This window comes from Achromobacter sp. D7-1, assembly GCF_059760445.1.
Genome location: NZ_JCBAMT010000008.1, coordinates 110,678 through 122,530 on the forward strand (window position 1 = coordinate 110,678; position 11,853 = coordinate 122,530).

The 11,853-nt window shown below is 64.9% G+C and carries 11 protein-coding genes; 9 read left to right on the top strand and 2 right to left on the bottom strand.

All coding sequences use genetic code 11. From position 1 onward, the window contains the following. Position 1 precedes the first annotated feature (1 nt). From AC6LKD_RS05860 to cyoD, 5 genes are all read left to right on the top strand, one after another. The gene (locus AC6LKD_RS05860; protein WP_492274473.1) at positions 2-553 is read left to right on the top strand and encodes a response regulator transcription factor; all 552 of its coding nucleotides are present in this window, start codon (positions 2-4) and stop codon (positions 551-553) included. A 258-nt stretch (positions 554-811) separates the two neighbouring features. Beyond that, the gene (cyoA, locus tag AC6LKD_RS05865; RefSeq protein WP_013395890.1) at positions 812-1,720 is read left to right on the top strand and encodes a ubiquinol oxidase subunit II; all 909 of its coding nucleotides are present in this window, start codon (positions 812-814) and stop codon (positions 1,718-1,720) included. A 2-nt stretch (positions 1,721-1,722) separates the two neighbouring features. After that, positions 1,723-3,699: a cytochrome o ubiquinol oxidase subunit I gene (gene cyoB, locus AC6LKD_RS05870; protein ID WP_013395891.1), complete on the top strand. Its 1,977-nt coding sequence runs from the start codon at positions 1,723-1,725 to the stop codon at positions 3,697-3,699. Positions 3,700-3,702: 3 nt separating this feature from the next. Then, a complete protein-coding gene (cyoC, locus tag AC6LKD_RS05875) occupies positions 3,703-4,317 on the top strand; it encodes a cytochrome o ubiquinol oxidase subunit III (RefSeq protein ID WP_129529981.1) in 615 nt (204 codons plus the stop codon). Further along, complete coding sequence (gene cyoD / locus AC6LKD_RS05880) at positions 4,317-4,667, top strand: cytochrome o ubiquinol oxidase subunit IV (RefSeq protein ID WP_332013848.1); 351 nt, start codon at positions 4,317-4,319, stop codon at positions 4,665-4,667. Before cyoC ends, cyoD begins: the two co-directional genes overlap by 1 nt. Before the next feature lie 85 nt (positions 4,668-4,752). On the opposite strand, the gene AC6LKD_RS05885 is transcribed toward cyoD, so the two are convergent. After that, entirely contained in the window at positions 4,753-7,269 is a 2,517-nt protein-coding gene (locus tag AC6LKD_RS05885) for an ankyrin repeat domain-containing protein (RefSeq protein ID WP_498115512.1), read from the bottom strand. A 178-nt stretch (positions 7,270-7,447) separates the two neighbouring features. On the opposite strand from AC6LKD_RS05885, the gene AC6LKD_RS05890 reads away from it, so the two are divergent. Beyond that, a complete protein-coding gene (locus AC6LKD_RS05890; RefSeq protein ID WP_498115513.1) occupies positions 7,448-8,080 on the top strand; it encodes a nitrogen fixation protein NifQ in 633 nt (210 codons plus the stop codon). Between the two features lie 9 nt (positions 8,081-8,089). Here the strand turns inward: AC6LKD_RS05890 and AC6LKD_RS05895 are convergent, their stop codons facing one another. Next, complete coding sequence (locus AC6LKD_RS05895) at positions 8,090-10,174, bottom strand: TonB-dependent receptor domain-containing protein (protein ID WP_498115519.1); 2,085 nt, start codon at positions 10,172-10,174, stop codon at positions 8,090-8,092. 78 nt (positions 10,175-10,252) lie between these two features. On the opposite strand from AC6LKD_RS05895, the gene AC6LKD_RS05900 reads away from it, so the two are divergent. The 3 genes from AC6LKD_RS05900 to AC6LKD_RS05910 all read left to right on the top strand — a co-directional run bounded on the left by AC6LKD_RS05900 (position 10,253) and on the right by AC6LKD_RS05910 (position 11,729). Next, positions 10,253-10,468 carry a SlyX family protein gene (locus AC6LKD_RS05900; RefSeq protein WP_013395897.1) on the top strand — a complete coding sequence of 72 codons (216 nt, stop codon included), beginning with the start codon at positions 10,253-10,255 and terminating at the stop codon, positions 10,466-10,468. Positions 10,469-10,754: 286 nt separating this feature from the next. Beyond that, positions 10,755-11,111, top strand: coding sequence for a DUF4148 domain-containing protein (locus AC6LKD_RS05905; RefSeq protein WP_498115514.1), 357 nt, complete (start codon positions 10,755-10,757; stop codon positions 11,109-11,111). A gap of 237 nt (positions 11,112-11,348) precedes the next feature. Beyond that, positions 11,349-11,729: a hypothetical protein gene (locus tag AC6LKD_RS05910; RefSeq protein ID WP_498115515.1), complete on the top strand. Its 381-nt coding sequence runs from the start codon at positions 11,349-11,351 to the stop codon at positions 11,727-11,729. Positions 11,730-11,853: the final 124 nt, after the last annotated feature.

An 11,853-nucleotide genomic window follows, 5' to 3' on the forward strand; every position in this document is an offset into this window, starting at 1 on the left:
AATGAACCCAACCGATCTTGGCCTGCTGATCGACGACGACGAACTGTATGTGCGCACCTTGCAGCGCAGCCTGTCGCGCCGCGGCCTGGAAACCCGAACCGCCACCGGCATCGCCGAGGCGCTGCGCGTGGCCGAGGAAATCCGCCCCGCCTTCGCCCTGGTGGACCTGCGCCTGGGCGAGGACTCCGGCCTGACCCTAATCCGTCCGCTGCGCGCCTTGCGCGCCGACATGCGGATCCTGCTGGTCACCGGCTACGCCAGCGTGGCCACCGCGGTCGAGGCGATCAAGCGCGGCGCGGACGACTACCTGCCCAAGCCCGCCACGGCGCCCATGATCCTGCGTACGCTGGGCCTGGTGAAGCCGGAAAACGTTATGATCGAAACCACCATGACGCCCTTGCACCGCCTGGAATGGGAGCACATCCACCAGGCCCTGCACGAAACCGGCGGCAATGTTTCGGCGGCGGCGCGCCTCTTGGGCATGCATCGGCGCTCCCTGCAGCGCAAGCTGGCCAAGAAACCGGGGCCGGAACGCGAAGTCCTCGTGGACTGATTTGTGCGGATGCGACAAAACGTCGCATCCTACACATGCGGTGGTGCGACATATCGTCGCACCCGGGAACCTGGGGGCAGCCTCCTGCTCCCCTAGGAAAACCCTGAATCTGCCCCCCTTGGGGCGGAATCCTCCCAGGCAATGCGACCATTCGTCGCATGCTTGACCGATATCAAGCCGATAGGATGGACGTTGCTGCCTAGCAGCATTCCAGTCTGCTGCTTTGCAGCATTTCCCACCTTCCATCCAAGGCTGTACGTGAAACACCCCCTCCTTGCGACCCTTACGCGCATTCTCAGCGTCGGCGCGGTCATGCTGCTTGGCGGCTGCAACATGGAAATCCTCTCCCCCAAGGGAGATATCGGCATCCAGGAAAGGACTTTGCTGTTCACGACGACCGGGCTCATGCTCATCGTCGTGATTCCGGTCATTGTCATGATCCTGGCCTTTGCCTGGAAATACCGCGCATCCAACACCAAAGCTGACTACCAGCCCAAGTGGGCCCACTCCACGGCAATCGAAGTCGTGGTCTGGACCGTCCCTTGTATCATCGTGGCCATCCTGGCCGTGATCACCTGGCGCTCGACGCACGCGCTGGATCCCTACAAGCCGCTCGTGTCCGAACACAAGCCGGTGACCATCGAGGTGGTCTCCCTGGATTGGAAGTGGCTGTTCATCTACCCCGAGTACGACATCGCCACGGTCAACGAGATCGCCTTCCCGGTCGATGTTCCGGTCAACTTCCGGATCACCTCGGCCACGGTCATGAACTCGTTCTTCATCCCCCAGCTGGGCAGCCAGATCTACTCGATGGCGGGCATGGAGACCAAGCTGCACCTGAACGCGCGCGAAGCCGGCACCTATGCGGGCATCTCGGCCAACTACAGCGGCGCCGGCTTCTCCGGCATGCGCTTCAAGGCCATCGCCATGTCTCAGGAAGGGTTCGACAACTGGGTCAAGGATGCCAAGGCCGCCCCGACCGCACTGACCCCCGAGGTCTATGCGGAACTGGCCAAGCGCAGCGAGCGCAATCCGGTCGTCAAGTACTCCTCGGCGCCGCCCGCCATGTTTGATTTCATTCTTGGCAGCACCATGACCAAGATGGCCGGCGTGGACTCCGCCACGTGCACCCCCACGTCGAACAATCTGATCGCAGGAATTAACTAACAATGCTCGGGAAACTCACCCTCGAGGCCATTCCGTACCATGAACCCATCGTCATGGTTACGCTGGCCGCCGTGTGCCTGGGAGGCCTAGCGGTCTTCGGCGCCATCACCTACTTCCAGAAGTGGAAGTATCTCTGGACGGAATGGCTGACCTCGGTCGACCACAAGCGCATCGGCGTGATGTACATCATCGTCGCCCTGATCATGCTGCTGCGCGGCTTCGCCGACGCCATCATGATGCGTACCCAGCTGGCGGTCGCGTCCGCCGACTCGGCCGGCTTCCTGCCGCCGCACCACTACGACCAGATCTTCACCGCCCACGGCGTCATCATGATTTTCTTCATGGCGATGCCCTTCATCACCGGGCTGATGAACATCGTGGTGCCGCTGCAGATCGGCGCCCGCGACGTGGCCTACCCGTTCCTGAACTCGCTGAGCTTCTGGCTGTTCGGCGCCGGCGTCGCGCTGATGATGATCTCGCTGTTCGTGGGCGAATTCGCCGCGACCGGCTGGCTCGCCTATCCGCCGCTTTCCGGGCTGGACTACAGTCCGAGCGTAGGGGTGGATTACTACATCTGGGCGCTCCAGATATCCGGGCTGGGCACCACGCTTAGCGGCATCAACTTCATCGTGACCATCCTGCGCATGCGCGCGCCGGGCATGAGCCTGATGAAGATGCCGATCTTCACCTGGACCTCGCTGGTCACCAACGTCCTGATCGTCGCCGCCTTCCCGGTGCTGGCCGCCACGCTCGCGCTGTTGACGATGGACCGCTACCTGGGCACGCACTTCTTCACGAACGACATGGGCGGCAACGTCATGATGTACGTGAACCTGATCTGGATCTGGGGCCACCCCGAGGTCTACATCCTGGTGCTGCCGGCGTTTGGCGTGTACTCGGAAATCGTGGCCACCTTCGCCCGCAAGACCCTGTTCGGCTACAAGTCCATGGTCTACGCCACGGCCGCCATCGGCGTGCTGTCGTTCCTGGTCTGGCTGCACCACTTCTTCACCATGGGAGCGGGGGCCAACGTCAATGCCTTCTTCGGCATAGCGACAATGATCATCTCGATCCCGACGGGCGCGAAGATCTTCAACTGGCTGTTCACCATCTACCGCGGCCGCCTGCGCATCACCACGCCGGTGCTGTGGACGCTGGGCTTCATGATCGTGTTCGTCATCGGCGGCATGACCGGCGTGATGCTGGCCATCCCCGGCGTGTCCTTCGTGCTGCACAACAGCCTGTTCCTGATCGCCCACTTCCACAACACCATCATCGGTGGCGTGGTGTTCGGCTGCATCGCCGGCATGACCTACTGGTTCCCCAAGGCGTTCGGCTTCACGCTGAACGAGCGCCTGGGCCGCTACTCGTTCTACTGCTGGTTCGTCGGTTTCTTCATGGCCTTCATGCCCCTGTACATCCTGGGCTTCAAGGGCATGACGCGTCGCCTGAACCACTACGACAATCCCGAATGGCAGCCCTACCTGCTGGTCGCGCTGGCCGGCGCCGCGCTGATCATGCTGGGCATCTGGTTCCTGCTGCAGCAAGTGTTCGTCTCGGTTCGCCAGCGCAAGCAGAACCAGGACGTCACCGGCGATCCCTGGGATGGCCGCACGCTGGAATGGGCCATCTCTTCGCCCGCGCCTTTCTACAACTTCGCCCACGTGCCGCACGTTGACTCGCTGGACCAGTTCTGGGAAGACAAGCAGAACGGCAAGGCCTACAAGCGCCCGGCCAAGTACGAAGACATCCACATGCCGCGCAACACCGCCATGGGCGTGGTTATCGGCGCCTTTGGCCTGGTCATGTGCTTTGCGCTGATCTGGCACATCTGGTGGCTGTCCATCGTCGGTTTCGTCGGCATGGTCGGTTCGTTCATCGTCCGCGCCTATGACCGCGACGTCGACTACTGGGTCCCGGCCGCGGAAGTCGAACGCATCGAAAACGCTCACTTTGACAAAATGCAGAAGGCCGCCTGAGCCATGATTCAAGCCGTAGCCACTCACCCCCACGCGGGTCACGACGATCACGCGCATCACGACGATGGATCCAAGACCGTATTCGGTTTCTGGGTCTATCTGATGAGCGACTTGCTGATCTTTTCGGTGCTGTTCGCCACGTTCGCGGTGTTGTCCAACGCCACCGCGGGCGGCCCGACGGGCAAGGAACTGTTCGATCTGAAGTTCGTGCTGGTCGAAACGCTGTTGCTGCTGTTCTCCAGCTTCACCTTCGGCATGGCCAACCTGAACGTGCACGCCAACAACAAGAGCCGCGCAATGGGCTGGTTGATGGTGACGTTCCTGTTCGGCGCGGGCTTCATCGCGATGGAAGTCTATGAATTCCATCACCTGATCACCGAAGGCGCCGGCCCGGGCCGCAGCGCGTACCTGTCGGCATTCTTCACGCTGATCGGCACGCACGGCCTGCACGTCACCTTCGGCCTGATCTGGATCATCGTCCTGCTGGACATGATCCGCCGCCATGGCCTGGATTCGATCAACAAGCGTCGCCTGGCGTGCCTGAGCCTGTTCTGGCACTTCCTGGACATCGTCTGGATCTGCGTCTTCACCTTCGTCTATCTTCTGGGAGCCCTCTGATGTCGCACTCCGCTGCGGCCGCACACGGCCACGACGATCACGCCGCCGACCATGGCAGCCTGAAGTCCTACATCATCGGTTTCGTGCTCTCGCTGGTTCTCACCTTCGGCTCCTTCGGCCTGGTGATGAACGGCGGGCTGTCCCACGCCATCACCATCGCCGGTGTGGTGGCGCTGTGCGTGCTCCAGTTGCTGGTGCAACTGGTGTACTTCCTGCACATGGGCGCATCGAAGTCGGCCCGCGACAACCTGGCCACGTTCGTCTTCACCTTGATGATCATCTCCATCATCGTCGGCGGCTCCGCCTGGGTGCTGTACAACATGAACGTCAACATGGGTCACGCCATGTAATGACGGCTTGCCGTTGAAGCAAGAAAAACAGGCGCCCGAGGGCGCCTGTTTTTTTGGCCGTCGATCCGGCGATCCCGCCGCGGCCTCAGGGCGCCGGCCGCAGCGTCAACGTCACATTGGCGCGGCGCGCAAGTTCGCTTGCGCTAAGGCCCGCGAAAGGCTGCACGCGCGAGCGCTGGTTCAAGTCGCAGGCAGGCGCGGCCTCGGCGCCGTCCAGCACCTGCCTGACGGCACGCGCGCCGGCCGGGCCCAAGGGGCTCCCGTCCTGACTCAGTTGCCAGGCCAGCATGTCCGCCACGGCCGCGCCGCAGCGCCAGGGCGTGCGGTACAGGCCGGCGTCGTGCTCCAGCAGCATCTTCGCCTTCGCTTCCTGCCCCAGCCGCAGCATGATGACCAGCGGCAGCGCATCGGGGTCCACCAAGCCTTGGATACGGATACCCTGATCGGTGCGATCGGATGCATCAGCGCCTGCTTGCAGCCATTCCAGGTACAAGTCGTCCGGCAGCCACGGCAGGCTCAGCGGCGCAATGCGGTTGGCCAGCACGCCAGTCGCGTCGGACGGCTGCGTCAACGGTACGCCGGCCGCCAGCAGGCGCGCGGCCGTGACGCGCAGCCGGGCCCGCAGCCCGTCCCATTCGGGGCCGTTCTGTTTGACCGCCGCGCGGATCTCGACCTGGTTCCACACGCTCAACAGGCTGGACAACGACTCGGGCGTCAGCGGCTCTCGTGGCTGGCCTGCCGCCTGGACCAGTTGGTCTACCAGCGCCGGCTGCATATAGCGCGCCGCCAGGCTCAGCGCTTCGTTCAAGCCGTTGCGCTCCAGCGCCTTGCCCGTGCCATAACCGCCCACGGCTGCGTCCGCGCCGTGGGCCAGCGCAAAACTCACCCGTTCGGGGACCGGATAAACCACGGCAGGCGCCAGCTCGCCGCTGAGGGATTCGCGCAAGGCTTCCAGCAGCGGCGTCTCCCACATGGCGCGGTTGCCGTAGTACATGCGGACATAGGCGGCGTTGATGTCGGCGCCCTTGGCCAGCAGCTTTTCGGCGTACCAGAGGTTCTTCGGGGTCTGCATGGCGGCATGCAGCAGCGAGCGTCCGTTCTTCTCGCGGGCATTGGGGTTGGCGCCCTTCTCCAGCAGATAGAGCAAGTTGTCCTTGTCGCCGCTGTGGTAGGAAATACGCCGCATCAATAGCGGCGTGCCGCCGCTATCCATGGCATCCACGGGCGCGCCCGCGGCGATCAGGGTGTCGGCCAGCGCATAGCGCTCGGCGGCCGGCCGTGCGTCCTGGGCGTCCGGCAGCGCGCTGGCCAGTAGCGGATAGCCGTTGTTTGGACCGTCGGCCTTGGCGCCCGCGGCCAGCAGAATCCGCACGATCTCGAGCTGCTTGCGCGATACGGCCGCCGCCAGCGCCGATGTGCCATTCTCGTTGACGCCGCCAGGGTCCTGCCCGCGTGCCAGTTCGGCTTGCACCGCGGCCGCGTCGCCAGCCTGGATCGCCTGGAAGATGGCCAGGCGCGGCCGGCAAGCCGCCGCGTCCAGGGCCGGGACGTTCAACGCCGTACCGATGCGGCTGGCGATGTTGCCGGGTATGGGCTCCTGCGCGGCCAGGCGGCGCGAACAGTACTGGCGGTAGTCCTCGCGCGCCAAGGCCTCGAAGTAGCCCCGCTTGTCGCCCGCCTTTCCTGCCTGCTTCCAACGTGCGTCGGCGCGGTTCAGGTACGCCGCCGTGCGTGACGGATCGCGCCGCAGCACGTCGCCGAGGATGCGGTCGGCTTCCTGCGTCTCGCCCGAGTCCGCCAGCCAGAATCCATAGTCGTTCAGTGCGATCAGCACTGCCGCATCCTTGCCGCCGGGATCGATCGCGCGATAGTCCCGCAACATGACGAAGCGGCGCAGCGCCGCCAGCGCGCTACCGAACTCGGCAGTCTTTGCGCGCGGAACGGCGCGCGCCGCCTGGTGCAGGGCCAGAAACCCGGCCTGCGCGTCCTCCGCCGCGCGCTGCTCGAAGCGCACCTGCGCCGGAAACGTCTTCAGGCGATTGGGATAGTCCAGCAGCGCCGGCCGCAGCGCGGCCAGGACCGCGGCCTTGCCGGCTTCGTCCCAAGGCCGGCTGCCGGTCACGACCGCAAGCGCGCCGTCCGCAGCCACTTCATAGGCCTCGCCCGTCGCGTCCACCAGAAAGCCGGTGGCGCGCGCCTCGTCGGCGTCGTTGTAGGAGTAGCCGACCCAGTAATGCGTCTCGCCGTTGCGCGGCGTCCTGACGCTGACCCGTTCTTCGCGCGACGCCTTCCAGGATGCTGGATCTATCGCCAGCGGCCCGGAACGGAAATCCAGCTTGAACTCCTTGCCCATCTCGCGCACGTATCGGTACAGGTACAGCCGGTTCTCCAATTGGCCCACCAGCACCGCGTCCTTGACGTTCTCGCTGCCCCACACGCGCCTCTCCGGTTCCTGCAGCGGATAGCGCGACAGCCGGCTGGCCTCGATGACTGCGCCGATGTCGAAAGCCCTGGCCGGCTGCGGCATCGCTGCGAGGCCGGCCAGCGCCAGCGCGACGGCGCCGCACAGGCGCGAAACAACGGGACGGAAGGAACGCGGCATGCGGAAGCTTCAGGGGACGGATAGGAAGGGGCCGATGATACGCGCCTTCCCGCGCCAATCTGGCAAGCCCCGCCATCGGTGCTTTACCGCAAAGACTGCTGACAACTTTCGTTATATATTCGACAACATAACGCTTTCATTAACAGCTTAATTATTCTGCGCCCAACGCTCCTCCGCCATGCACGCCGTTTCGATCGCCCCCGCAGCCGCCCCGGCCGACAGCGCCGAACCCACCCTGCGGTTCGCCAGCGCGCTGCTGCGCCATGCGCCGCCCGGCCATCCCGATGCGGGGTTCTTTGCCACCGTCATCGGCAAGAGCCTGGCCTGCGGCGATCTGGGACGCAGCGGCCTGTCGTCGCGGGAACTGGAAGGGCTGATCGCGCGCCTCTTTCCCGGCGCGCTGACGGGCCATGATTCCGCGCTGGCCGCCTTGCGCGAGCAGGCCGCCATCTACCCCGCCCGCAACCTGGATGCGGCCCAGGCGGAATTCATGCGTCTGCTGCGCGCGCTGCTGGACACCTGGGCCGCGCCCGGCGCAAGCACCACGCCCTGGGTCAGCAGCGTGCTGGCGCACGCCTGTCTGCGGCCCGACCATCTGTGGCGGGACCTGGGCCTGTCCGGCCGCGAAGACGTGACCTTCCTGCTGGCGCGCCACTATCCGGGACTGGTGGTGCGCAATGCGCGCAACCTGCGGTGGAAGCAGTTCCTGGCCTATTCCGCCTGTGAGCAGGCGGGCCTGCCGCCCGCCGCCGCACCCGGCTGTCCGGCCTGCGAAGACTACGGTTTCTGCTATCCGGACATGCCGGACTGAACGCCAGCTTCAGAACCGGTAGGTCGCGCCTACGCCCATTCCCAGGCTGCGTCCGGCCGCCGGTTCGTAATAGCGTCCGTTGGTCTCGTTGACGATCACGGACCCGGCATAGCGCCGGTCGAACAGGTTATCCACACGCCCGTAGGCGTTCAGCTCCCAGGCCCCCGCCTTGAGCACATAGCCCGCGCTCAGCGCCGCCACGAAGTAGCCAGGCGCATCGCCGTCGTTGGCGTCGTTCACATAGATCTTGCTGAGGAAACGCCCTTCCACCGAGGCCTGCCAGCCTTCGGGCGGCGCCCAAGCCAGCGAGGCATAGGCGGCCTGGCGCGCGATGCCGGGGATCTTGTTACCGGCGCGGATATCGCCTGGCCCGTCGTCGGCGTAGCGCGCATTCAGCCAGGTATAGGCGAGCTGCGCGCGCCCATGGCGCGCGAATTCGCCCGACCAGCCCAGTTCCACGCCGTCGCGCCGCGTGCGGCCGGCGTTCTGGTAGGTGGTCCGTCCGCCCGTGCTGCCCGCGGACACGATCTCGTCGTCGGTGCCGGTATGGAACACGGCGGCCGTCAGCAGGCCGCCCGCCATGCTGGCCTTCACGCCGGCTTCCAGATTGGTGCTGAGCGCGGGCGCCAGGCCCAAATTCAGGCCCGGCTGGCCGCCAGGACGGTAGGAGATCTCGTTGAGCGTTGGCGTTTCGAATCCCCGGCCATACGAAGCGTAAAAACTCAGATCGGAATTCGGCGCATAGCGGATGGCTGCTACCGGCAAAGCCTTGCGATAGCGCGCGTCGCCGCTGTCGTCGGCATTGCCGGACACGATGTAATGGTCGTTGGAATCGAAGCTGACGGTGCTGTAGCGCAGACCCGCGTCCAGCGTCCAGCGCTCTGACATCTGCCAGGAGGCCTGCAGGTAAGGATCGGCGTTGTAGACGGTATTGGTTTCGTCGCGCCTGAGCGCGCCCTGCACGCCCAGTTGGCGGTTGGCGCCCTCGCCGCTGAAGTTCTGGTAGCCCTTGCGGTCTTCGCGCATGGAATCGTAGGCAAAGCCGCCGATCAGGGTCAGCGGCCTGCCCGCCATCGCCAGCTCGGAGGTCCAGCGCAGGTCCGCGCCGCCGTACTGGCGCTTCAGATCGATGACGCCTCCAGCCTGGGTTGGCGCCATCTGCGCGGCAGGCGGAATCGCCTGGTATTGCGTGGTGTCGCGCTGGCCGTAATAGACCATCACCCGCAAGGTGTTGCGGCTGTCCACCATGCGCTCGTAGACCGCCCCGCCCTGGGTCTGCCTGACCGTCTTGCGGGTGTCGAACTGTACGGCCAGGGGAGCCGCGCGCGGGTCGTCCTGGAATTGTTGGTACGTCAATCCCAGCGGATCTTGCGCCTTGAGGTCCACGCTGTTGGCCACGATGGTCAGCCGGCTGGCGTCGTCCAGTTGCAGGCCCAGCTTGGCATTGCCCAGGTTCTTGCGCGCGGCGCTGTGGTCGCGGTAGCCGTCGGTGGTGAAACGCGTCAGGTCCAGCACGTAGTCCAGCCCGCCGCTGGCGCCGTTGGCGCGGGCGCCATAGCGCCATGTGCCGTAGCTGCCGCCCCAGCCGCTGGCCGTGAGCGACGGCGGTTCCATCCCGTCTTCGGTAAACACCTGGATCACGCCGCCCGAGGAATTGCCGTACAGCGCCGAAAACGGGCCGCGCAGCACTTCGACGCGGCCGATGGAACCGATGTCGATGTTCGACGTCTGCCCTTGCCCGTCCGGCATGGTGGCCGGGATGCCGTCCACGTACAGGCGCACGCCGCGCACGCCGAAGGTGGAGCGCGCGCCGAAGCCGCGGCTGGATATCTGCAGGTCCTGCGCGTAATTCTGGCGGTTCTGGATCTGCAGGCCGGGCACGGCGGCCAGGCCTTCGGACAGGTTGATGCCCGGCTGCTGCAGGCGCATGGCCGCGCCTTCCACCACGTTCACCGAGGCCGGCGTGTCCAGCACCGAGGTGCCCAGGCGCGTCCCCGTCACCACCACCGCGGGCATCAGCGGTTCCGCCTCCTGCGCCCAGGCGGCCCCCGCTGGAAACGAGGCCAGCAGGCCATGCACGGCCCAACGCCCCATGCCCGTAAGCCACCACTGCCGCTGCGCCAAACACGCCTCCTGTAGGGGCCGCGGCGGGAATCGGTTCTAATACCCGCCATGGATAACTCGCAAGACATCGAACGCCGCCTGCTGGAGCTGGAGGTCAAGGCCAGCTTCTCGGACGACATGCTGGAACAGCTCAACCAGATCATCGTGCGCCAGCAACAGCAGATAGACCGGCTGATGCGTGAAGTGGCCGACCTGCGCCAGCAGACGCCCGAGGGCGGCGCCGCCTTCCGCAGCCTGCGCGACGAAATACCGCCGCACTACTGATACCGGCCGCGCCCGCCGCGCTGGTCTTCCCCACCTGCGTCCAAAACCTCAGGGAACTACCGCGTTCCAGGCCTTCGTTCGCCTGGATAAAGCGTCCCTAATTCCATCTATGGAAAATATATCCTAAGAAAACGTCTATCTTTCCACTGATGGGAATATCTTTTACCAATACAAGGGTTTATCCCTACTCCGATTCAGCGCACTATTGAGCCATCGGGAAACAGCAACGAACCAGACGGATAGGCCGCCGATTCGCTCCCAAAGCTCTTGAAATCGGAGATTTACCATGAAGACCCTCGCTACCGCTTTGATGATGTCCCTGGCCGCGCTGAGCGCCGGCGCCTACGCCGCCTCGCCCAACATCGAACCCAACAACGTCCCGTTCCAAGGCGTCTACGGCACGCCGTATGAAGGCCCGACCCGCGCCCAGGTGCAAGCCGAACTGGCTGCCGCCAAGGCTGCCGGCAAGATGGCCGAAGTGGAACCGAACAACGTGCCGTTCCAAGGCGTCTACGGTACGCCCGCCACTGGCAAGACCCGCGCTGAAGTGCGCGCCGAACTGGCTGCCGCCCGCGCCGCCGGCCAGATGGCCGATGTGGAACCGAACAACGTGCCCTTCCAAGGCGTCTACCACGCCAACTGAGCGCACGCGGATTTACCCCTCCCCTTGTTGTACCTTGGCCGCCAGCATCTGGCGGCTTTTTTTCGCCTGTAGGGAAATCGGCTGCCGTGCTCCATGACACCACTCTTTCTGCATCGCAGTGTGGCCTCAAGGCAAAAACCGCCAGTTTCGGCCCGCCGCGCAAAGCACTGTTCCATCTGTTCGCGTACTATCGCCCCAAGATCAGGCATAACACTACGACTCAACAGGGAGCCCATCTTGAAACACACCCGCGTTCTCGCCTCTTTGCTGGTGGCTTGCGGCATCTCGGCGCCGGCGCTCGCCGCGCCTCCGGTGATGCTGAACAATGCCATCATCACGCAGATCCCCAAGGGCGATCAGCCCTCGTTCCACGAAGCCGTAGCGCAGTCGCTGAACAGCTCGGCCGACGGCCAGCGCACCCAGTGGAGCAGCACGCACCAGCCTAAAAAGGCCCCGCCCATCACCGTGCAGCTGACGCCCACGCAGACCAGCAAGGTCAAGGACGACCGCCTCTGCCGCTTCCTGGTCGGCGATTTCGCCCGCGGCGCCACCACGGAAAAATGGCAGTTCTGGTTCTGCAAGCAGCCTGACGGCACCTGGAAGGCCAGCAGCAACTAAGACTGCGCTGCGCTGAATTCCAGCGCGAGACCTACTTCTGCGCCAGCGCGAAATCAGCTTCTGCGCCAGCGCAAAACCAACTTCTGCGCCAGCGCAAAAAAAGCGTGCCGCTCCATCATGGAGC

Coding starts and splice junctions, on each gene's coding strand:
- AC6LKD_RS05860 (WP_492274473.1), top strand. CDS start 2: ATGAACCCAACCGATCTTGGCCTGCTGATCGACGACGACGAACTGTAT.
- cyoB (WP_013395891.1), top strand. CDS start 1,723: ATGCTCGGGAAACTCACCCTCGAGGCCATTCCGTACCATGAACCCATC.
- cyoC (WP_129529981.1), top strand. CDS start 3,703: ATGATTCAAGCCGTAGCCACTCACCCCCACGCGGGTCACGACGATCAC.
- cyoD (WP_332013848.1), top strand. CDS start 4,317: ATGTCGCACTCCGCTGCGGCCGCACACGGCCACGACGATCACGCCGCC.
- AC6LKD_RS05885 (WP_498115512.1), bottom strand. CDS start 7,269: ATGCCGCGTTCCTTCCGTCCCGTTGTTTCGCGCCTGTGCGGCGCCGTC.
- AC6LKD_RS05890 (WP_498115513.1), top strand. CDS start 7,448: ATGCACGCCGTTTCGATCGCCCCCGCAGCCGCCCCGGCCGACAGCGCC.
- AC6LKD_RS05895 (WP_498115519.1), bottom strand. CDS start 10,174: ATGGGGCGTTGGGCCGTGCATGGCCTGCTGGCCTCGTTTCCAGCGGGG.
- AC6LKD_RS05900 (WP_013395897.1), top strand. CDS start 10,253: ATGGATAACTCGCAAGACATCGAACGCCGCCTGCTGGAGCTGGAGGTC.
- AC6LKD_RS05905 (WP_498115514.1), top strand. CDS start 10,755: ATGAAGACCCTCGCTACCGCTTTGATGATGTCCCTGGCCGCGCTGAGC.